Raw genomic sequence first — 23,725 nt, 5'->3', positions numbered from 1 at the left:
ATGTTCTCTCGAATCAAATCTCTCGCGCAACATACGGCGGTCTATGGCATGGGCGATCTGCTCGGTCGCGCAGTGTCCATTTTGCTCGTGCCCATCTATGCCAGACATCTCACACCTGCTGATAATGGCATTTTGTCTCTGGCATTTGCATTTATCGGATTTAGCGCGGTTTTTTATTCCCTCGGTCTCAATCCCGCGCTGGTCCGCCTCTTATCTGGCAAGACCGATCTCGACAAACATCGCGCCGCATTTAGCTCCGCATTTTGGTCACTATTCGCCACAGGGGTTATTCTGTCGAGTCTGGTCTGGACCAATGCCGGGAGTCTCGCGCATCATTTTTTGGGCAGTTCGGATTACAGTACGATCTTCGAACTTATTGCCGCCGTTGTCCTTTTGGACGCGCTGTCAGAACCCCTTTTCACACTTTGTCGCGCTCGTCAGAGATCCTTTCACTATGCGATTGTGCGGGTGATTCAACACACGCTACAACTCGGTCTTACCGCTTATTTTATCGCAATTCTTGAACGCGGGCCAATCGCGGTTTTTGAAGCCAATCTCATCAGTTCTCTTTTTGCACTTATTGTCATGTTTCCCGTTGGTCTGCGCTTGATTCGTCCAGCTTTTGATGTACGCGCGTTGCGCGAACTTCTGCGTTTTGGCCTGCCGTTTGTACCCTCGGCTTTTTCTTTTCTCATCATTAGTCTGTCTGACCGCTTTCTGATCCGATTTTTTTTGGATCTCGACGATCTGGGGATTTACGGTATTACCTATAAACTCGGTTTGCCCATCTTTTTTGTGGTTAAAGCGTTTCGCTCTGCCTGGGCACCTGCCGTGCTCGACGAAACCGTGGATGAAAATACAGAGGAAGATACGCGGCAGATGTGTGCGCGTGTCACTACGTATTTCACGCTGTTCGGCATTTTTGGCTGTTTGATTTTAGCTACTTTTGCACGCGAAATTATCGTTCTGATTGCCGGTGACAATGCAGAGACTTATCTCGAAGGCATACGGGTTGTGCCTTTGGTGGGGCTGGCATTTTTCTTTCACGGTCTTTATATCATTCTCACCGCGGGTGTATATGCCGAAGGTCGCGCGGGATCCCTGCCGTTTATTGTGGGGACGGGTGCGTGTGTGAATATCGCTATCAATATTTTTCTTTTGCCCAAAATTGGATTTATTGCCGCTGCTTATAGTACGCTTATCGCGCATGTTTTGATGGCTGTTTTGCTTTTTCTTATTGTGCGGCGGTTTTATCCGGTTCCCTACGAATACGGGCGTTTGGGGAAGATATGTGTTGCGGGGGCGGTTGTTTTTGTCGTTTTATCCCCTTATCTTCACGATACGTCAATAGAGGGTGTTATTGCGCGTATCATTTTTATTGCGGGATATCCCCTCATTTTGTGGGGCTGGCGCTTTTTTACGCCCTAACAAACCGTTGACTTTGGTCTGCAATTCTGTATATTGATTTTTGACAAGGGTCTGCGTGACTGGCGAATGAACGTGGAATTGACCACGGGGAAGCGCAGTGCTCTTCATCCGATAGCCGATCGCCTGGGCTTATGAAATTTACACACAGCCCGGGCTATTTTTGTATCGGGCAAAACGCGAGGAGAATATCCATGTCCAGTCCTCTTGCCGACTATCTTGCCCAAAATCCCACTCCAAATCCCGGATTTGTCGCCTATTTGGCCTCGCTGGAACAGGTCGCTTCCGTATCGCCCGATGTGGCGAAAAATATCGTGGGCGAGTTGGCCGACCAGCGTTCGAATCTCAAGATGATTGCGAGCGAGAATTATTGCTCTTTGCCCACGCAACTGGCTATGGGCAATTTGCTGACCGATAAATACGCCGAGGGGATTCCCGATCACCGTTTTTACGCTGGTTGTGATAATGTAGATGCGATTGAAAGCCAGGCTGCAAAGCTGGCGTGCGATCTCTTTGGCGCGGATCACGCTTATGTTCAACCCCATTCGGGCGCAGATGCGAATATGGTCGCTTTTTGGGCGATTCTCTCGGGGTGCGTTCAAGATGTTGCACTCGAAAAAATGGGGGAAAAATCGCCGTTTGATCTCTCGGATGAAGCATGGGGCGCACTTCGCACGCAATTGGGCAATCAAAAGCTCCTTGGGCTGGATCTCGCATCCGGGGGGCATCTCACGCACGGCTATCGCATCAATGTGTCCGGGCGCATGTTTGAGGCGCATGCATACACGGTGAATAAAGAATCTGGTCTTATCGACTACGATGAAGTCCGCGACCAGGCCAGAACAGTCAAACCTTTGATTCTTTTAGCGGGTTATAGTGCTTATCCGCGCAAAATTAATTTTCGCATTTTCCGGGAAATTGCCGATGAAGTGGGGGCTGTTTTTATGGTGGATATGGCGCATTTTGCCGGATTGGTGGCCGGTAAAGTTTTTGCGGGCGATTTTGATCCGGTTGCCCATGCCCAGATCGTTACGACGACCACACACAAGACTCTGCGCGGTCCCAGAGGGGGTATGGTTTTGTGTACGGAAGAATTTGCCGAGCAGATCGATAAGGGCTGCCCGATGGTGCTCGGCGGTCCACTGCCCCATGTGATGGCGGCCAAAGCCGTCGCGTTTGAGGAGGCGAGTACGCCCGAGTTTCAAGCGTATGCTGCAAGTATTGTCGATAATGCCCAGGTGCTCGCCCAGGCGTGTATGGATGCGGGGCTTACAGTTCTTACTGGGGGGACTGACAATCACTTGCTGCAGGTTGATGTTACGCCTTTTAATCTCACGGGGCGCCAGACCGAAACCCTGCTCCGCGATGCCGGGATTACGCTGAATAAAAATACGATTCCCTTTGATCCCAATGGTCCATGGTACACCAGTGGTCTCAGGGTGGGGACACCGGCGCTTACGACGCTTGGTATGGGGGCAGAAGAGATGCGAGAGATCGGCGCGGTCATGGGCAATGTGCTCACCCATGCACGGCCATTGCGGTTCACGAAGGGCAGAAGTGCGGGCCAGTTTAGCAAAGTCCAATACAGAGTCCAGGATGGTGTGCTCGAAGACGCCCAACAGAGGATCGCCAATCTTCTCGAGCGGTTTCCGGTTTATCCCGAACTCGATCTGGCGTATTTGCAAGAGGCGTTTGGTTAGGTCAGCTTGTTTAACTAAATAGCAGTTTCAAATAAAACAGGGGATTGGTGAGTTGTTTTTTGGGGACGGCATTGGCCATCATGCCGCAGATTAGATCGCGCACTTTGTCGTTGTGTGCGGCTTTGTGGATTGTAAAGTTGAGAAGGGGACGCCATTGTCCCAATTTTTGCATTCGCGTGCTGGTCGCCAATTCATCGCCTATTGCATCCCATAATCGGTCTTCGTATCGCTTTAGAAAAGTCGCTGAATAATCATCTGCGGCAATGGCTTCCTTCACGGCATTAACGGCAAAACGCGCGGAATACAGTGCATTGCCAATTCCCTCGCCCGTGAAGGGGTCGATCAATCCTGCGGCATCGCCCAAGAGCAATACGCCATTCTCATAACTTTTTCGACGGGTGCTTCCCACCGGGAGATTCCATCCCACCGGGGCTTCTGTTGGGCGCGCATTTTTGAACCGATGGGCATAAGGCGAGCGGCTGATTACTTCGCTTAGTGCTACTTTCAAATCCACCCTTCGTTTCTTCAATACATCGTGACGCATGCCAATGCCCACATTTGCCGTTCCATTTTCCAGTGGGAATATCCAGAAATAACCCGGCAAGACTTCATCTACAAAATGCAACTCGATTTGATTGCCCAATCCCGCCACATTTTCGTAATAGCAGCGAATCGCTACGACCCAGTGCACGGATTCATGGGCGTATAATCCCGCTTTGCGCGCGACCATTGAATTAAAACCATCGCAGCCGAGCACGGTGCGACCATGTATTTCGCGTTCTCGGCCATCCACCACGCCGCGCACGCCCACAATTTGCTCGTTTTCTCGTATCAGGTCTTTAACGACAAATCCCTCATAACAGGTGCTCGCAACTTTTTTCGCTTCTTGGAAGAGAAAATTATCCAGTACCTCGCGCCGGATCACAAATCCTTCCATCGGCAGTATTTTGCCCGTGGCCTGGTCCTGATGATCATACCGTCGCAAATCTACACGTGCATCCACATGATTCGGGCTGCCAAATACGACTTCTCGAATGGTCGCGCCAGGCAATCGCGCGATCTGATCGAATAAGTCGAGTTCGTGCAAAATCGACACGACTTTGCCCGATAGCGCATCGCCACAGATTTTATCCCGTGGGAATTGCGCTTTATCCACCAGACAGACATTGAGTCCCGCGCGATGGGCGTATAACGCCGCTGTCGCGCCTGCCGGTCCTGCGCCAACAATGATCATGTCGTATAGCTCAGTCATATATCTCCCACATCTGAATTGCAATTGAAATCATCATATATTATCGTTTAGTATGAACAAGGCTTCGGCATTCCAGGTAATAGCGTTTTTCGTCAGCGTGGCCTATGGATATGGATTTTCGAGGGTAGGCGCCGTAGCGAACAATAGATTCGAATACGCTGTCTTTTGAAATGGGTGGCATGTAAAAACCGAGGGCGTCGGATTTGTTGCCCAGGTCGTCGATTACATCTTCGCCGTGGATAAATCCGACTTCGGCTTGGGTATTTTCTCGCGTGAACAGGTCGAGCGCGGCTTCCATTGTTTCGGGTATGGTTCTTTGAGATGGATTTTCAATTACGAGTATGCCGAGATCTCCCGCGGCGCGATAGGGGAGGCAATGGGTGGATGCAGATGATAGAGCTGCGGTGCGCTGATGTTGCGCGTCGGGCGATGAGACTTTTTCCAGACGCGCCCGGGTGCCCGATGCATTGAGCAAGGCGATGAGGGTGTTGCAGGTGTTCTTTGGGTCAACGCGGATGATTAGTCTATGGATAGGCTCTATATCTATCGCGTCGTCGTGAAGATTGATCAATTCGACCATGGCATGTCTGGCTGGATGTCGCGCTGCGAGTTGCCTGTCATTGAGTGTTGATTTAATTTTTTTCCATGCTTTTTGCGCGGCGGCAAATGAGTGGTTGCCATCGCCCATGGCGTAGAGGAGTGTTTCGTTTTCTACGCCGTATTTTTGCTGGATATAATCGGGTTCAATGCGTTTGGCGAGTTTTTGGGCAATGCGCGCAATGTCTTTCTGGCCGTCGATTAAGTGATATTTGAGTTGTCCTCCATTCATCATGAGTTCGAAATCGACGATGTTGGGATGGTCTTCTTCAAAGAGAGGTTCGATAATTTCTTTTTTGGGGTCGTCGATGAGTACTAAAATATGGGGGGATTCGAGCGACGCATTGCCCCGAACTTCGAAACGCGCTTCGAGGTTTTTGGGATAGGTGCCCTCGGTTGTGCGGATGAGGGTTTTTGACTGGCTGCGGCTGTCGTAATGTTCGAGGTCGAGGGTTACGACAAGTCCTTTGCGCGATTTTCCAGAAGGCAGGATGCGATCGACGAGCAAATAGCCTTCGGTTTCGTCGCGAAAAATGCCATTGGTGACAAAGCGTTTCATGTTGTTGTGTACGCGGGCTATGCGTTCTTCGTGTTCGTCGTCGTAGAGATAGACTTCGGGATAGATGAGGTCCAGGGTTGATGGCGTGTCTCCCACAATGCTTTTGACTTCTTCCCAATACGAGATGTCGTGTACATACTGATCACAGGCGATGATTGCCCATTTTCTTAAGTCGATTTCGGGGTTTGGGAGCAATATTTTGGGTACGCCGAGCGCGATGTTGTCAAAAAACATGGTGTTTTCCTCTGCAAGAGATCGATTTATTCTCATCAAACAGAGACAATTTAATGCTTTATCTCATAGTCTGCAAACACATACACTCTGAAAGGAGCAATTTATGGCGAGAAGACCAAATGTGCTGTGGCTGATGTCGGATCAGCACAATGCTAATTGCACGGGATTTGCCGCGCATCCAAATGTCAGGACTCCGAATATGGACCGCATTGCGGATGAGGGCGTGGTGTTTACACGCGCTTTTTGCAATAATCCGATTTGTTCACCGTCGCGGATCTGTTTTATGACCGGGCAGTATTGCCACACGCATCGGATGTTTGGCAATGATCATTCGGAGATTCCCGAGGCGAATCCCAATACGCTGGCGTGTCAGTTTCGGAGATATGGGTATCAAACGGCTGTGATCGGCAAGGCGCACATGGTTCGGCGCTGGGATGAGGATGGTTTTGAGCGTATCAGATATACGGATTTGTGCGATGCGACGCATTTGGATCCAACCGAGACGCATTATTTTAAGTATCTGGAAGATCTGGGGTTGTCGGATTTTTACGAAGAAGGCTCGGCCAGACCCGGGCAGGAATATACGATGGATGGCAGTGCGCCAGCCAAATTGCCATACCAGCATTCGATTGAGCATTATACGGGCAATGAGTCGCTGGCGTTTTTGAAGGAGCGAGACGATGAGCGGCCGTTTTTTTTGCACATGAGTTTTCAAAGGCCCCATGCGCCGATTGCGCCTGCGGCAGAGCATTTTGATATGTACAATCCGGATGAGATGGTGTTGCCCGATAGTGCGATTGATTATTTTGAGCGTCACTTTGCCGGCAAGCCCGAGTTTATGCAAGAGCGTTTGGCCGATGGGTGTGGGTATCCTCTGGCCGATCCAAATCCCGATCGCTTGAAGCGCTGTTTGGCGAGTTATTACGCGCTGATTACGGCGATTGATTCCGAGATTGGTCGGGTGCTGGATTATCTGGATGAGGTGGGGGAGTTGGAGAATACCGTGGTGTTGTATTGTGCGGATCACGGGGATTTTGCGGGTGATCACGGGTTGTTTCACAAGAATTTTGGGATTTACGATTCGATCCACCGCATTCCTTTTGTCTTGCGCTATCCGGGGGGGCCGTCTGGCGCGAGGTGTGATGCGATTGTGGAATCGGTCGATTGGTATCCCACGCTGTGTCGGCTCTGCAATATTCCCATTCCCGATGGGTGCGATGGGCGCGATTTGATTCCGGTTGTGAATGGCAAGGGAAATGGGAAAGACGCGGCGTTTTGCGAATGGGATTGGGGCAATCCCGGAGGCAAGGTGTCGGCGATTCGCACGCGAGATTTTCGGCTGGTGTTTTACGGGAATCTGGATGAGGGAGAGTTGTACGATCACCGCAATGATCCGGGTGAGATCGAAAATGTTTGGGCCGATCCAGAATATGCAGATGCGCGTTTTGATTTGCTCGCACAATTGATGCGGTTCACATTGCAATATCGAACCGATACGGGGCGGTCGAGTCACGAGAAGGGTTTGAACAAGCGGTTTGCGCCGACAAATCTGGTTCACAAAGGCAGGCGGTATTGGCGCGATCTGAAAGAGGCATATACGAAAAAAACAGTTTGGCCGCCGGGTGATTAACGCTTTGTGATGGAGATTACGACGATCAGGCCGATAAAGAGGCCGGGTATAATAGAGAAACCCGCTTTCAGGCTGGCGCTGTCTCCGATAACGCCCATGATCCAGGGGATGAGGCCAAATCCGGCAATGCCAAAGCAGGCGAGTACGACAAAGAGCATGGTGGTGTCAAAGGACAGGTGTTCTGCGGCTTCGGCGAGTATGGTGGGCCAGAAGCAGGCGGTTGCAAATCCTGCGAAAAGGAGCAGGATGTAAAATCCAATCAGGTTTTCGGAGAAGGGAATGCCGCTGCTGACGACAACACCGAAGATGGCGGAACCGAGCATCAGGGTTTTCAGGCGGATCATCTGGGATAATTTTGCGGAGAGCAAGCGGCCCAGTGCCATTGTGATCGCAAAGACGACGACAGCGATTGCACCGGCGCGGGGCATGTCCTGGAGGTAGGTTTCCACATAGCTGCGGCTCCAGAATGTGAATGCCGCTTCGACACCTGCGCCCAAAAATATGGCGATGGCAAAGAGCCAGAATTTGGGCGTTTTGAGGATTTGTGCAATCAGGTGTTTGGATGATTGCCGATCTGCTACGGAGATGGGAAAGCGCGATAGGTGGAACGAGATGCCCATGAAAAGCGCACCCGCTGCCGCAATGCGAAACACGAGCCGCCAGGAATATCCGAGGGTCAGGAGTTCGCCAAAGAGTAGCGCGGAGACCATGACGCCGACGGGGTAAAAGGCATTGGTGATGTTGAGGTATTTGCCCGAGTCTTTGGGGTGGATGTCGATAACCAGGGGATTGATGAGGGCTTCGGTGAATCCACCGCCAATGCCGGTGACCATGAGGGACAGGATAAGCATGGGATAGCTATCGGCATAGCTGATCATGAGGAGGCCGATGGCGAGGAGATATTGCCCCCAGGTCACAAAATGTTTTTTGCCCCATTTGCGCGCGAGGATGCCGGACAGGATTAAGACGACGAGCAAAAGACATGTTCGCGCGGTTTCCAGGCCGCCGCTTTCAGAGAGGGAGATGGACAGAGCTCTGGATATTTCGGGCAGGCATATTGGGGTGACAACACCGCTGGTGGCAAACATCATAAACCCGCCCCAGCAGGCCAGGTCGAGTCTGGTGAGTTCGGTTTTCATAGGCATCTACTATTCCAGATAATCCATTTCGGGGCGCAGGTCCCAGCGGATCGTATCTGCGGGTTTGGTGTGGCGCGCCCATGCGGTGAGGATGCGGGTGTCTCTGTTTCGGGCGGCGAGTTGAGAGGCGATGGCGTCGGGATTCCAGCCATTGAGGATGCGGGCGGTAAAATTGTTGATCAGGTTTTGACAGGACGGGTCGTTTGCGCGGTCGTGCAATTCGTTGGGGTCTTCTTTCAGGTTGAAGAGCTGACAGGGTTGATTGTGGTAGTAATTATATTTCCATTCGTCCTGCCGAATCATGCGCTGGTACACACCTTTGGAAGGAAAGGGTCCGCCCCCGCCTGCGCTGTCCTGACAAAATTCGGAGAAGGCGAGGTTGTCCCAGGATGTGTTTTCGCCGCGCATAAGCGGCAGGAGTGAACGTCCACGAGAGTGGGGGAGTTCGGGACATTGCAGGGCGTCGATCATGGTGGCGTTGAGGTCAAGAGAAGATATGACGTTGTCAAAGTGCTTGCCTTCGGGCAGGTGACCGGGCCAGGAGAGGATGGCGGGTACTTTGGCGGAGTGTTCGTAGAAGGTTTGTTTCCACCACAGGCCGTGTTCGCCGGCTTGTTCGCCGTGGTCTGACATGTAAATGATGAGGGTGTTTTCGATCAGATCGTTTTGGCGGAGGGCTGTGAGAATCTGCCCGATCATGTAATCCATGCGATCCACAAGTGCCCAGTATGCGGTGCGCGCGCGATGGATTTCGGCTTCTGTGACGGTTTCAATACCGCAGCCTTCGCGCCAGGATTTGATGTGGGGATGCAGGTCGTCTGAGAAGGGGATAGAGACTGTTGGGGGAGGTACGCGGCCATCGTAGCGGTCGTAGTCGGCGCGACGCGCGACAAATGGCTGGTGGGGCAGCATATACCCAACGGTTAGAGAGAAGGGTTCTGAAGGTTGTCCTGCGCGTTTTTTTACGCCCAGACGGTCGAGGTATGCGACGGTTGCTGCGGTTACGTCTTCGTCGTGTACCTGATAGGCGCTTTGTCCGATACCCGATTTCGTCAGGCTGACGCGAGCGGGACCTGCTGTGCCCGATAGCATCCCGTGGTTGACGCCGCCACCACCAGGATGATTGGGTCCGTGGTCGCCTACGAGGCGCTGGGCGTATCCGTGTAGCTGATCTGGTCCATTGGAATGCATGCGTCCGACGAGCACGGGGTCATAACCGCCCGCGCCCATTGCATGGGCAAATGTGGGAATGCTCGAGTTGAGAATATGGGAGTTTGTCCAGACTTCGTTTTCAAAGGGATAGCGTCCCGATAGCATGGACATGCGCGAGGGTACGCATATCGGCGAAGGACAATAGCAGTTTTCAAATACAACGCCGTTTGCAGCGAGGCTGTCGAGGTTGGGGGTTTGAACGACCTTGTCGCCATAACAGCCCGTCACATAGGGGTCGTGCTGGTCGGAATGGATGTAGAGCAGGTTGGGTTTTGACTGTGCCATTGTATGTCCTGTTTTTGGTTATGAGTGATTTTGAAATAGCTTTGGTCTGTTATTGACTATCCGAGACAGGGTAAAGGGTTAGTCTCGCTCTCTTTCCTGCGCCTTCATCGGCAATTATTAGCGTGCCGTCCGCAGCGAAGGTAATACCTTCAGCCTGGCGATGCCATTGGGCGGGAAACTCTCTGGCTGCAACGACCTGGCCTCCCGGCGTGATCTCCGCAATAGCTCCCTGACGAGCAGCTATGATAAAGTAATTTCCCGATACCGGGTGTCGCTCGATTCCCGAAGGTTGGAATTTTTTTCCTTTGATGTGCCGGGCGAATTCAACGACAGGTATTGCGATATGTGCATCTTTGATTAGCTGTTTCTCGTCAATTGACCAGTGATATACTGCCAATTGTCCCATCATGTCTGCGCTGCGAGCGTCCTTGCACATCATTAAGAGTGCCCGCTTGCTCTCGTCATACGCCAGGCCCTCTATTTCGCAATCTCTGCCGACGCCAGTCGTATAGACATTGAAGAGAACGGACTCGCCAGCAGTTCCCTCACGACACTCGTATAGTCGGCCTGAACTCGTGACCAGATAGATCTGTTCGTCAATTGTTGCAATGCCCTCAAAATCACTGGCAACCGGATTCTTCATATCCGATAATTGGAATGCTTTTGCGATTGATCCATTCTGATAGTCGATCTCGAAAATGATCCCTCTTTCATCATTGTGCGCCAGGAGTCGGTTGTCTCTGGTCATTGCCAAACCAGAGATTTCCTCAAGCTGCTCGGACAGCTTCCAGTGCGTTGCGGTCTCTTCGTTTAGCGTATAGCTTTCAAGAGATATTTTCCTTTGTAATACTGCTGCCGTGTCCGCCAGAGGGTGAGCGATTGAAGTATTTGGATCTGTGTCTGAGGGATTTCCACTAAAATTTGAGGATGAATCCTCTTCATAGTCTAATACAGCCATTGTGTCCGCTAAAGGACGAGCGGTCGGAGTATCTGGATCTGAAGATGGATCCCCTCCATAGCCCATCGACAACAGGTAGAGAAGAATGCCAAAACCAAGGAAGCCCAGCAGGAATTTATCTGTGTGATTCTTCATTTGCAATGATACCGTTATGAGTGTGCTTGCCAGACTTTTCAAGTGATAGGAAGGCTTTGAGAACACCAATTTTAAACTTTTGTCAGCGTTGCATTTTTGATACTTTTTTTGCTTTTTTCAATATCCCGGATGAGGATAGGCAGATCGACGGATTTTTTTAACGAAACATCATACACAACAATAGCGGTTCCATCTTCTTTCTCGATCACATCTGCTACTTGCCACTGTTTGGTCCCGGATTTCAGGATTTGAGCTGTTGCTTTTTGCGCTGTTTCGACCTTCGTTGTGTGTACTTCAATCCGGGCATCATAAGAATTCCCGGTAGTCTTTGTCCCAGAGGTCTGGACCGAGTGATCAGGTGAAACAATACTCCAGCCGGATAGTACTGGTGGCTGCGCGCCATAATTGATTTTCCACACACCCAGTGTTATGGTGACGAAAGCCAACGATGCGAGGTAGGCCACAGTCGTAAGCTGGGTGCCGGCCGCCAGCCCTATCCCGATGACCATAAACATGTACACGCCCTCTATGGTCGATTTGAGTGAGAGCCGAAAGGTGACGGCGGCTACGATACCCGCCAGACTGAACGCAAGGGCAAGACTACCCTTCACCAAAAAAACAACCAGCGATATGGCGACAGGTATCACGAGCAGAGTTTGTGCAAAGGATTGACTGTATTTCTTGGGCGGATGCGTCCAGGCATATACCCAGGTAATTGGGAGGGTAACCGCGAAGGCCAGTACCAAAGCGACTACAACTGGAATCGTGTGTTCCGGATCGGCGAGCCGGTTTATCCCTTCTTTGATGTTTCCAAGCGGAACGGCCGCATCGACCCCGGAGTTAAAGGATGTTCCTACAAAGATGCGTTCGCGTTCCTGGGCGACGTAATGAAGAATTTCCGGGAATATGTGAAAAATCGCATTGAGAATCAAAAGCCACGTGATATAGTAAACGGCGAGACGTATGATGATGTTGTTGAGCATCGCATCCTCCCTTATGAGCTAAAACATAAAACCAGCGCGCAGATATACGCCCGTCAGGTCATCGCCTTTTACAACTGCCGCGCTAAAGGTCTGCTGGCGCTTGAGAAAAGACAGCCAGAACCCACCTCCGATACTGGTGTGCCATTTATCAGCATTGCCCGGATCTCCGTCATAAATTACCCGTCCGGTATCAGCCGTACCGAACAATCCGAATTCTCCCGACACCAGAAGCTTGATTTTTGTCAGAACCAGTCGCAGTTCGGAATTTCCATACAGCGCAGTTTCTCCAGAGAACCTGTTTTTCCTAAAACCGCGCAAATTGCCACTGGATATGCCACTACCGACAAAACCAGATCCGCCCAGAAAGGCACTTTCGTGAAAGGGAAAGGTTCCCCACACCTTCTTGCCACCTGCTCTTAAGGCAAGGGTTGGGGTAGTCGGTATAGGGGCTGTCAGGTAAGTACTGGCTTCCCCATCTATGCTGCCAAAGGTCGATTCTACATCCCAGACGCCTGGATAGATGTCTCCGGCAACCCTGACTCTGATCCCCTGAGTGGGATACCCAGGACTGTTACGCGTGTCGTACACGACTTCACCCAGTGCGCCTACCTGACCGAAGGAGTCCGTACCGTAGAGTGGTTGATCGAGCGAACCGATATATTTTTCTCGATTGGAACTGAGTGGTGTGTTTGAATACTTGATAATCGGCCCAAAGTCAATGGTTAATTTCGAGCGGAGCGATCCCATACCAACATGCGGCATATCTCCTTTATGATCTCCTGCTCGAAACTCGAGGGCAGGTGCGAAAACAAAATGTCTTTGTTCCACCTTATAGAAGGAAGACGGCTCAGGAGTTTCTATTTTGTTACCGAATCCATTGAACCGAATTGTCTGGAATCCGGAGTATTTTAAGTAGATTCTCGCGTCGAAGTCGCGCATGAATTCGCGAAAGTTTCCGGTATAGGAGGCAAAGGGCTTGATTCCCTTGAGATCTCTGTCTTTCGCCAGCCCGATCTTAAAAAAATGTTGCGAAGAGAAAGGGTCTTTTCGGTAGCCGAAATGCTGCCGATGGTAGGTCGCCCCCACGAATACATCCATATCCGGGTTTACCCTGATAATCGGAGCGGTAATAGCCTGTCCGCCCCAGTCCAGTGCATATCTGGCACGGAGAAGCCGTGCGGGAGGACGCTTGTAGGGTCGCTCGTCGATTTTCGCTCCTTTGCCTTTGGCGAACTGATTTTTGCCACGATAATCATAAAACCGGGTTTTTGAGGCGCCAGATTGGGATGCGTTTGTAAGTGTGTCATCCCCACCGCCACCATCAATGCGAACGACAATCTGCCCTTTTGTCCCCGATATTTCCGCATGGTCATCCCCACCCCGGAGGTATATTCGAACTTCCCGGGTTTCCTGGGGGTGGAAAGTTCTCTGGAAATAGGGTGTCTTCCTTTTTCCGTCAGGGTCTTCTATCAGACCGATACGGACTGATAGATCACCATTCGGCAGGTGTTCACAATGGGCGTACTCATCCTTATCGGTTGCCTGGATTTCGACCTGACGGGTAATCAATTCATAGTATCTGCTGGCAAATTCAGGCAATGCGTCCCGCCTCGATTTGAGGGCTTGTGTAAGCGCTTCTCCAATCATTTTGTAATACGGTGGTGGGAGTTTCCTCACGGCATCCTCAATAACCTGGTCGGGCAGGTCTCTGCGAAACGCCGTTATGACCGAGTCCCACGCGGTCTTATTGAGTTCGGCCAGAAACTCGCGGTCCATTTCCCAACCAGTAGTCGATAGGCCCACCAGGCTTGGATACTCGTCTTCGAACTTGATTTGCCTGGGGAGTCTTTTGCGCGCCATTGCCATGGCAAATCCCTTGAAGCCGATAAAAGCCTGGTCGCGGTCTTCGGGTATTGGAAGCCATGTATAACAATCGCTATCGGGGAATTGCGCCCATCTCCACTGGCCGTAATGGCGGTCCTTGTCGCCGATGAAAAGATCCATCAGTTTCGCCTTTAGATAGGCACGGGCATCGATGCGGTTGCAAGGACTTTCTTCAAGGTGTTCCCACAGCCTCTCCGTTCCGCTGATCCTCCGGGAACCCGCAAAGCCGGGCGTATCGTCCGGTCCTTCAGACGGGTGTTCTTGTAGCGTTCCGATGAGGCCGGCAAATTCTTCGCGATACTCTCCCAGCCTCGGATCATCTGGAATGACTACGAGCGTGTGTTTGGAATGGAGGATACCAGTGGCTTCCATCAGCGGATCAGCCACGAGTGCCCCTGTTGGTAAAAGCGCGCTGATCAAGTCCTGGAGGACGTCATCTACGATCGTATCTTTGAGTTCGTCCCATATTCTTTTGGTGGGATCTTTATCCAGAGAGCGGACCGTATATCGGCGGCCATCTTCCCCTGTAAAGTGAAGCGAGATAGATTGCCCAAATCCGCCGGTGCGAAGCGGTGTCAAGCCACCTCCTGCGCTGCCGAGGTCGAGGACTGCAACCTCGATAGGAGTGGTCCATAGGTCACGGTTATTGCTGCCGTAGAACCAGCGTTTGAATCCGCCAGCCCGGAATCTTTCTCCTGGAATTACCATGTGGGTCTTAGCACCCGGTGGAGGAATAGACCGGTGAATCCTGTATCCTGGTGGCGGTGAATCCTCATCAGGTGTGGCTTCTATCGGAACGGAAAAAGCGAGCACCAGGAAGAATAAAATGGCGTTCCATCTGGAAAATATCATGCTTTTCCTTTCGTTTCAAGGTGATTTGGATAAGACAGATGAATATGCATCAAAACGCAAATCCGACTGCGGTATAAATCCGGATATCCTTTTCTTCTGTGCTCACAATATCAATGCGAATGGGGCCTAAAAACGTCGTGCTGATATAACCACCAATACCAAAACCGTGGATACGGGTATTGGGCTGATCCGGATTGGAAGACATATTGTACAGACCGCCCTGATAGAAAATTCCAATAGCACTGAGCGGTATGGATCCCCAAAATTTCATGTGGCTCCAAACAGAAATGCCCGCCGATACGAACCTGAAAGCTCTCAGTTCGTCGCGTTTGAGACCGACAACGCGCAATGCTGCGTTACTAAAGTGTCCTGCACCACCTAATGCGAAGTGTTCATAAATCGGCGCGGACTGTGTCATATAGCCTCCGTGAGACCAGAGGCCCACACTCAATTGCGGATGGGGGCTGGTGAAGTATGCGAGTTGTGTTTGCACCTGCTTATGTGAAAATGTCCGATGAACCCATTTTGCTTGCGTTTGACAATAGATGCCGTGTCTTGTCAAAAACGCATCGTCTCGGGTGTCAATGCCTGCAGATAGCCACAAGGCGGGGAGATCTTTAGACGCATTGCCTATTGAACTGTCCGCACCGCGAATGCGGACATGCTCAACTTGATACCCCACTTTGAAACCTCCCCAACTGTGGAACAAAACCTGCATGCCCAATCGCGCGCGAAAACGTTTCTCGTTATACGTGTTCTGGCGTTGCCCATTTTGAAAATACAATCGGTCTTGATTCCATACTCGAATCTCCCCGGGGAAACCCAGGCGCCTGGATGAGCGAAAAATTAAATCCATTTCAGCAAGCTTCAAATTGCCCAATAGGCCTCGAAAATAAAACTCTGCTACGGGGCCATAAGCATTTTGATGTGCAAACTCGGTCAGTGCCGCAACCCCAAAATCATTGTCGTAATGAAGTCCTATTTTCAATTCACTGGGGGGGTTTTCAAGCACCTGAAAAACCAATTCGGTATAGTCTTCATGGTAGATAACTTCGTAATCTACCGTTTGAAATAATCCGGTCGCATAGAACCGGCCAGATTCGTTTTCCAGTTCTCGAAACGATATCGGCTTATTGACAAACTTTTCCAACCGCGATGTAAATACCTCTTGTGAATAGCGTTCTAAGCCTTCAATTCGAACCCGGTCAATTACAATATCCGATGGTATATCTACCCAGGTTCTAAAATCAAAATCATCTGGCAATATCGACGGTCTTGACTTTTCAACGCGCTTTGAAATGCCGAGTGTTTGCAGAGCCTTCCAGATCGCACCCAGATGTTTTTCGGCTTCTTTTTCCCCAATCGGGATCAAGGTATATGACAGATTAAAATCGCCTCCATCAAACTTTTTTAAATCGGGCATGATCAGCACATGGGCGCGTTTTCGATTTGCAATTTTTTTTTCTTCAATTCGAAAACTAACAGCCTGATCAATGACGTCGATGATATCTTCAACTTCGTGCTTTTGAGTGCGTAAAGGCGTGGCACAATCCACGGCAATAACAAAATCAGCACCGGCGTCTAATGCAACATCTACAGGTAGATTATTGACAATGCCGCCATCTACGAGATGAGTTTGTTCTGTACTTATCGGCGCAAACACCCCGGGAACAGAAATACTCGCTCTGATTGCCGTGCCGAGCGAGCCATTTTTAATCACGACCTGTTCGCCAGATAAAATATCTGTTGCAATTGCGCGAAAAGGCGTTGGCAGCCGATCAAAATCGTTTCGCGCCCGATAAATTGCGCCAAGGGTCAATTGATTGAGAAAATGCTGAATTTTTTGCCCGGCAAAAACCCCATAAGGTAATTTCAGGTTCAATTTATCGAGGCGCAATGCAAGCATCTGGCGATCAGCTATTGGTTTGCGATTCAAATTCGACAGACGGCGGTTGGGGTGATTATTGGTTATTTCCCACCAATCTGTTCCTACAATAATGCGTTCGAGATTATCAACAGAATATCCAGCGGCGTACAATCCTCCCACCAGAGCACCATAACTCACGCCTACAATCATATCAATGGGTATGCCTTCGCGCTCGAGCACGCGCAACACGCCGATATGTGCCCCTCCACGCGCGCCTCCTCCACTGAGCACCAGTGCGACTCGGGGCTTCTGTTTTGCAAAAGCAGGAAGCGTGCTGAACAGGGCAAAACCGAAACACAACAAAGACATGCTCAAAACAAGTAGGCTTTGAACTATCCCGCATTTTGTTGTGTATAACTTTTTGTTCGTCATCTAATTTCCGGCTTTGAAAGATCGATCCGCTCTCGACCAACTTATGGCAAATCAAATCATTTTATGCACATATCTCAATGAATTACAGAATTTTAAAGCCAATATATCGCCCTTATTAAAGAGGAACAAGGCTTATTCGGATTGCGTCTGTAGCAGGGCAATCAGGCCATTATACATTGGATCAAAGTCGCCAAAGCAACAGCCCGCGAAACATGCGGACTTGCTCATTAGGGATCGACCTCATAGACTAGACTACGCACAACCAGGTAGAATTTGCCATTGGCGTAGGTAATCCCACGAGGATATCCACTGTCGGGAGACAGATTGAAGTCGGAAGCAGTATTGCGCTGTCCAGAACTCGTATATGCATACACCTTGTACCGGTAACCATCAACCACATAAAACCTGTCATTGGCGTGGATGATCCCTTTAGACAACACATTGTCGGGAGACAGGTTGAAGTCGGAAGCAGCATCGCGCTGTCCAGAACTCATATATGCATACACCTTGTCCCTTCTACTATCGACCACATAGAACCTGTTATTGCCGTAAGTGATCCCTGCAGGATCATCATTGTCGGGCGATAGGTTGAAGTCGGAAGCAGCATCGCGCTGTCCAGAACCCATATACGCATATACCTTGTACCGGTATTCATCAACCACATAGAACCTGTCATTGGCGTAAGTGATTCCTGTAGGGTCATTATTGTCGGGAGACAGGTTGAAGTCGGAAGCGGCATCGCGCTGTCCAGAATTCATATACGCATATACTTTATCCTGGTATTCATCAACCACATAGAACCTGTCATTGGCGTAAGTGATTCCTGTAGGATCATCATTAGAGGTATCCAGTCCGATGACTGCTGTTGATAGAGGGTATCCTCCAACCTCCGATGCTCTAACATAGGCTGTTCTCACATAGTTTGAACAGCCTATGTCATTGCAGGCCCGTACCCAGTATCCTATGCTGCGAAAATTACGATGACTACTAAGGTGAGCAGTGGTTGTGTCACTTACATTAGCTATTCGCCTGCAGCCCCCTGGGCAACTAACATTGAAGAAAATAGCACTGTCATAATATACCCGATAAGAAGTTGCGCCAGGAGTAGGATCCCAGGAGATTCTGTATTCATAAATAGAACTATCCCACCAATACCGTGCATTGTCAGGTGGGGGCGGTATAACGCTACTGTCGCCACCACCTTGCCCACTACCACCTTGCCCACCACCTGTGGGATACGTTGTGTCAAACACGCCCACAAATGCCAGAAAGTCCGCCAAATTTACGATTCCATTGCCATCAAAATCCATCCGTGCATCAAATCCCACATCCGATGATGACTTGTTAAAAACCGCGACAAATGCCAGAAAGTCCGCCAAATTTACGATTCCATTGCCATCAAAATCACCGGGGCCAGTCGCAGGTGCAGTAAAGGTGATGACCGCATTGGATACATCTAACACGTCAACATCGCTCCCACTGGTTATTGAAAGGCTTTTGACGATCAGTGTTGCACCGCCTTCAAGCGACCTCGTCACCTGCAAATCAACCTGCCCCAAATAACCCGTTGAAGGCACAGAAGCACCTGTGGGGAATAACGCGGACAACTTTGTAGAGCCAGTGCTTATCAGTGCTCCTCCTGTCCAATCCGTGCCCGATACATTCCCAATATAGCTGGAAAATGTCTTGCCCGGCAGATCGAGTTCCACTGTATAACCATTGGTAGATTGACCTACGCCTGCTGGCACGAAAAATTGAAACTGAATCGTATCTCCCGCCTTTTGTTCGGGAAGGGTTTGCACATTGTTGTTTTGCACAGGGCTTTCGATCTGCGTATCCACCTGGAGTACCAACCCTGACAATGCGCCTAAAAAGTGTTGGGCAAATGAGGGGATCAAAAGCAGTGATACGAATAGGAAACAGAGTGATAGGCGTTTGAAAATGGACATGGGGAAAATCACCTTTTGCAAAGTGCGAGATTTAGCATTGTATTCCATCTCCGGAATTTCATTGATCCTCACGTATCCTCGAGCGTTTGGGCTTCAATTCGATCTGCTTGTACTCATCAATCTCACCGATGGGTTCTGTCAGGAGGCAGTTAATCGGAATCAGGTGCTCAGATGCTATCGCCAATTTAGTAGCGGTAGGAGAGGGCAGGGTGTAAGCGTCAGCCTGGCTGACATCGACGATGTAGCCCAGATCGGACAGAGACTGGATCGTGATCGCGCTCAACGGTTGACGCATCGCTGCACCGGGAGAAGCGAATCCCTCCATGAGTTCATGGGGACCGAACACAGACTGCCGCCAATGACCGTCTCGTGTACCCGGTCCGCCTTTCTCATTCTCCACCGGTACCTTCCCATCCGCGTAGTTCGTTCCGCCTGCGTCATTGAACGCCTCAATTGCACTTGCACCAGCGAAATGCGTATCGGCACCATCTACCTCTACAGGGATGATAAAAAATTGGTATTTGATTGACGGATTTTTTAACAGGCCGAGGGGTTTCCACGCAGTACCGATTCCCAAACAATGACCCATCTCATGCAGATAGAGATCTTGCAGAGCTTCAAGCGTAAAATTGCCCAGGTCAGACGTGTCAAATTTCATTTGTGCTACAATCGGCAATTTTGATTGCTCGCGCGTTTCTCGAGGACCAGCACTCCCCAGAGTTTCACCCGGACCGTCAATATTAGTGAGGCGTGCGTAGATCCTCAGGTCATCTACAAGACCGAAGATCTTAACGCCGTCTATCGTACCTCCCTCATCTGAACTGACAAAAACATCGGGGATGTCGCTCGTGATAATGTTCTCCCAACGCGTAACCGCGGCATTGAAAGCTGCCTGGTGAGCTGCAGATGGCTCGCTACCGACCCAAATGACTTCGATATTGAAGGCATTGGGATCGGGCGGAGCGGAAAACCGCCACTCTTGGGGTGAGTCGTAGTTTTGTTCGCTACCACATTTGGCGCGTAAAGTGCCTGTGGTTGTTGAAGAGAAGGTCATTTCGATTGTACAGGTACCGCCCAAATGCCCCCCATCATAGTTTTGCGTCAGTATGCCAGTGTTCGAGCCAGTATTTGCATATGTATAGCTTCCCGGATATGCATTGTTTTCCTCAAAGCGACCGGCAGACAAAAATTCGATATAATAGGACTCTACTGATAGGACCTTGTCGCTAACAAATGTATTGAATGCATTCTGATCTACCGGGGCAAAGCCTGGAGCGGGACGACTGGTGGTGCTGTTGCTCGATGGCGACCAGTCGCTCGTGCCTTCGTCATTGGTTGCCCGCACCTGTACCTCGTAAGAGGTCTCAGGCATCAAGCCCGTGATGGTCGTGCTCAAGCCCGGCCCAATATGGGACCAGTCGGTGAAGCTGCCTCCTGTCGCCCTGTACTGCACATCGTAGTCGCGTATGACGGGACCGGTATTTCCCGGTTCTGCCCAACGCACGCTCAGGCTATTGGATGAAGCCGTGACTGTGGGCGCAGCAGGTCTGCCCGGCGGTTCGTTCTCATCGGTTAGGGTGATCTCCACGCTAATGGTCGCACTGCCGCCTTTGCCATCCTGTGCCCGCACAGTTACCGAATAGGTATCCTTTATCTCATAGTCATACGTCTCACCTGATTGGGTACTGAGTTGCCCGCTGCCTGAGACTATGGTAAATGCAGAGGCATCTCTGCCTGCGAGGCTATATGTGATCGGGTCGCTATCGCCATCTGTCGCACTGACCGGGTTTCCGATGTTCTGCCCTGCGCCTGTGTTTTCTGCGATGCTACGCGTCGCGCTTGTTCCCTCGCTGAACATCGGGGACTGATTGGCTATGGTTGTTCCGGTAGCCGATGGCGACCAGGGACTTTCGCCCTGAGCATTGCGCGCTCGCACCTGTATCTCGTAACGGGTATTTGCAGTTAAGCTCGTGATTGTTGTCGTCGTACCAGTTCCGGTATGGGGCCAGTCGGTGAAGCTACCTCCTGCCTCCTTGTACTGCACATCGTAGTCGCTGATGGCGGGACCGGGGTTCGTCGGCGCTGTCCAGCGCAGGCTCAAGCTGTTCAAGGTCGAGGCTGTGACTACTGGTGCATCTGGTCTATCTGGTGGTTCATTCTCATCTGTGAGGGTGATTTCCACGGTGATGGTTGCACTGCCGCCTTCGCCATCCTGTACTCGCACGGTTACCGAATAGGTATCCTTTGTCTCATAGTCATACGTCACGCCTGATCGGGTTCTGAGTTGACCACTGCCTGAGACTATGGTAAATGCAGAGGCATCCCCGCCCTGGAGGCTATAGGTGAGGCGGTCATTGTCGCCATCTGTTGCGGTGACCGGGTTCCCGATGTTCTGCCCTGCTCCTGTATTCTCTGCCATGCTGCGCGTTGTGCTTGTTCCTTCGCTGAAGACTGGGGACTGATTGGGCGCGGGTGGAGGAGGGGCACTCCTCACGGTCACGATGACAGCACTGGAGCAGTTGTTACCCGTGTCGGATTCGCCCGTGACTGCCTCCACACAGGCTCCGTAGTAATATCTGCCAGCACTTGACGGGGCTGACAAGAAATCCGACTCGTCACTGGTTTCAGAAGGATCAAGGGAGCTAACATAGTCTGTATCTATTTCTGTATCACTCTGGTCAATCGTCTGGTCGGTTGACAGATAATAGCGCAATGTCGTAGAGGAAGATCGTCCGCCACCCTGATTGCGAACAGTGGCATACAGCCTGAAGGATGCACCTGGTCCCGGACTGCTATTGCTGACCGAAGGCGATTCGACGATTAAGTCAGGGCCGAGAACCGTGACGGTAACAGCACTGGAGCAGTTGTTACCCGTATCGCTCTCTCCACTGACGCTCTCGACACAGGCGCCATAGTAATGTGTGCCCTCACTCAATGGTGCCTTCAAACGAGCCCATTCATCACTACTTGCAGATGCATTAAGGCGGCTCACATAGTCCGTGCCTACTTCTGTATCACTTGTCGAGATTGTCTCATCGGTTGACAGATAATAGCGCAATGTCGTGGAGGCAGACCGCTCTCCTCCACGATTGCGAACAGTCGCACTTAGCCTGAAGGATTGCTCTGGTGATAGGGTGTTATTATCGACCGAAGGTGATTCGACAATCAGATCGGGATTATTAGCACCAGTACTACTGGTCGTGCCATTGCCCGATGGCGACCAATCACTCGTGCCTTCGTCATTGGTCGCTCGAACCTGTACCTCGTAACTGGTATCAGTTGTCAAGCCCGTGATCGTCGTGTTCGTGCTCGTGCTTGTATGGGACCAATCGGTGAAATTGCTTCCTGCTTCCCTGTACTGCACGTCGTAGTCGTTGATGGCAGGGCCGGAGTTAGTCGGTACTACCCAACGTACGCTCAGGCTGTTCGATGAAGCCGTGACTGTGGGTGCATCAGGCCTGCCCGGCGGTTCGTTTTCATCGGTAAGGGTGATCTCCACGGCAATGGTTGCACTGCCGCCTTTGCCGTCCTGTGCCCGCACAGTTACCGAATAGCGGTCCTTGGTCTCATAGTCATACGTCTGACCCGACCGGGTCATCAGTTGACCGCTACCTGAGATGATAGTGAATACAGAGGCATCCCTGCCTTCAAGGCTGTAGGTAAGGCGGTCGTTGTCGCCGTCTGTCGCACTGACCTGGTTCCCGATGTTCTGGCCTGCTCCTGTGTTCTCTGCTATGCTACGCGTCGTGTTGGTTCCCTCGCTGAATACTGGAGATTGATTGGCTGTGGTCGTTCCGGTAGCTGATGACGACCAGTTGCTCACGCCCTGTGCATTGCGCGCTCGCACCTGTATCTCATAACGGGTGTTTGCGGTCAAGCCCGTGATTGTCGTCGTCGTGCCAGTTCCGGTATGGGGCCAGTCGTTGAAGTTGCCGCCTGTCGCCCTGTACTGCACATCGTAGTCGCTGATTGCAGATCCGGAGTTTGTCGGCGCTGTCCAGCGCACGCTCAGGCTGTTCAATGTTGATGCTGTGACTGTGGGCGCATCTGGCCTGCTCGGTGTTTCGTTCTCATCGGTGAGGGTGATGGTCACGGCGATGGTCGCACTGCCGCCTTTGCTGTCCTGTACTCGTACGGTTACCGAATAGCTGTTCTTTGTTTCGTAGTCATACGTCACACCCGATCTGGTCCTGAGTTGACCGCTGCCTGAGATGATGGTGAATGCTCTGGCATCCGTGCCTTCGAGGCTATAGGTGAGGCGGTCGTTATCGCCATCTGTCGCGCTGATCGGATTTCCGATGTTCTGACCTGCGCCTGTGTTCTCGGCTATGCTGCGGGTTGTGCTTGCGCCCTCGGTGAATACTGGGGGCTGATTGGGGGTGGGTGGGGGAGTTGTGCCGCCCACAGTGACAGTGACCGCACTGGAGCAATTGTTACCCGTGTCGGACTCGCCAGTGACTGCTTCAACACAGGCTCCGTAGTAATATGTGCCTGCACTCGACGGAGCGTTCAAATAAGCAGATTCCTCGCTGGTTTCAGAAGGGGCAAGGCGGCTCACATAGTCCGTTTCTACTTCTGTATCACCTGTTGTGATCGTCGCATCGGTTGATAGATAATAGCGCAATGTCGTAG

The 23,725-nt window shown here is 51.2% G+C and carries 13 protein-coding genes and 1 riboswitch; of the genes, 3 read left to right on the top strand and 10 right to left on the bottom strand.

Going from position 1 to position 23,725, the window contains the following annotated elements:
- Together OXH16_22370 and OXH16_22365 are read left to right on the top strand one after the other, a co-directional pair.
- Positions 1 to 1,428, top strand: coding sequence for a flippase (locus OXH16_22370; GenBank protein MCY3684151.1), 1,428 nt, complete (start codon positions 1 to 3; stop codon positions 1,426 to 1,428).
- Between the two features lie 45 nt (positions 1,429 to 1,473).
- Positions 1,474 to 1,564, top strand: a riboswitch (ZMP/ZTP riboswitch).
- Positions 1,565 to 1,619: 55 nt separating this feature from the next.
- Complete coding sequence (locus OXH16_22365; GenBank protein MCY3684150.1) at positions 1,620 to 3,125, top strand: glycine hydroxymethyltransferase; 1,506 nt, start codon at positions 1,620 to 1,622, stop codon at positions 3,123 to 3,125.
- A 10-nt stretch (positions 3,126 to 3,135) separates the two neighbouring features.
- Here OXH16_22365 and OXH16_22360 read toward each other — a convergent pair whose 3' ends face one another.
- Complete coding sequence (locus OXH16_22360; protein MCY3684149.1) at positions 3,136 to 4,377, bottom strand: geranylgeranyl reductase family protein; 1,242 nt, start codon at positions 4,375 to 4,377, stop codon at positions 3,136 to 3,138.
- A 40-nt stretch (positions 4,378 to 4,417) separates the two neighbouring features.
- Positions 4,418 to 5,767: a DUF1015 domain-containing protein gene (locus OXH16_22355; GenBank protein MCY3684148.1), complete on the bottom strand. Its 1,350-nt coding sequence runs from the start codon at positions 5,765 to 5,767 to the stop codon at positions 4,418 to 4,420.
- Between the two features lie 103 nt (positions 5,768 to 5,870).
- Between OXH16_22355 and OXH16_22350 the strand changes: the two genes are divergently transcribed.
- A complete protein-coding gene (locus OXH16_22350) occupies positions 5,871 to 7,397 on the top strand; it encodes a sulfatase-like hydrolase/transferase (GenBank protein MCY3684147.1) in 1,527 nt (508 codons plus the stop codon).
- On the opposite strand, the gene OXH16_22345 is transcribed toward OXH16_22350, so the two are convergent.
- The 8 genes from OXH16_22345 to OXH16_22310 all read right to left on the bottom strand — a co-directional run.
- Positions 7,394 to 8,542: an MFS transporter gene (locus OXH16_22345; protein MCY3684146.1), complete on the bottom strand. Its 1,149-nt coding sequence runs from the start codon at positions 8,540 to 8,542 to the stop codon at positions 7,394 to 7,396. The two genes, OXH16_22350 and OXH16_22345, sit on opposite strands and share 4 nt — an antisense overlap.
- A 3-nt stretch (positions 8,543 to 8,545) precedes the next feature.
- Complete coding sequence (locus OXH16_22340; protein MCY3684145.1) at positions 8,546 to 10,033, bottom strand: sulfatase-like hydrolase/transferase; 1,488 nt, start codon at positions 10,031 to 10,033, stop codon at positions 8,546 to 8,548.
- Positions 10,034 to 10,082: 49 nt separating this feature from the next.
- Positions 10,083 to 11,126, bottom strand: coding sequence for a hypothetical protein (locus OXH16_22335; protein ID MCY3684144.1), 1,044 nt, complete (start codon positions 11,124 to 11,126; stop codon positions 10,083 to 10,085).
- A 71-nt stretch (positions 11,127 to 11,197) separates the two neighbouring features.
- The gene (locus OXH16_22330) at positions 11,198 to 12,109 is read right to left on the bottom strand and encodes a DUF4956 domain-containing protein (GenBank protein MCY3684143.1); all 912 of its coding nucleotides are present in this window, start codon (positions 12,107 to 12,109) and stop codon (positions 11,198 to 11,200) included.
- A gap of 18 nt (positions 12,110 to 12,127) precedes the next feature.
- Complete coding sequence (locus OXH16_22325) at positions 12,128 to 14,845, bottom strand: hypothetical protein (GenBank protein MCY3684142.1); 2,718 nt, start codon at positions 14,843 to 14,845, stop codon at positions 12,128 to 12,130.
- Between the two features lie 49 nt (positions 14,846 to 14,894).
- The gene (locus OXH16_22320) at positions 14,895 to 17,081 is read right to left on the bottom strand and encodes a patatin-like phospholipase family protein (protein MCY3684141.1); all 2,187 of its coding nucleotides are present in this window, start codon (positions 17,079 to 17,081) and stop codon (positions 14,895 to 14,897) included.
- 290 nt (positions 17,082 to 17,371) lie between these two features.
- Positions 17,372 to 19,093 carry a hypothetical protein gene (locus tag OXH16_22315; GenBank protein MCY3684140.1) on the bottom strand — a complete coding sequence of 574 codons (1,722 nt, stop codon included), beginning with the start codon at positions 19,091 to 19,093 and terminating at the stop codon, positions 17,372 to 17,374.
- Between the two features lie 58 nt (positions 19,094 to 19,151).
- Positions 19,152 to 23,725, bottom strand: a 4,574-nt coding sequence (locus OXH16_22310; protein MCY3684139.1) for a fibronectin type III domain-containing protein, incomplete at its 5' end; no start/stop codon positions are given.

Source organism: Gemmatimonadota bacterium (assembly GCA_026705765.1).
GTDB lineage: Bacteria > Latescibacterota > UBA2968 > UBA2968 > UBA2968 > VXRD01.
This window is presented reverse-complemented; position numbering and strand designations above follow the sequence as displayed.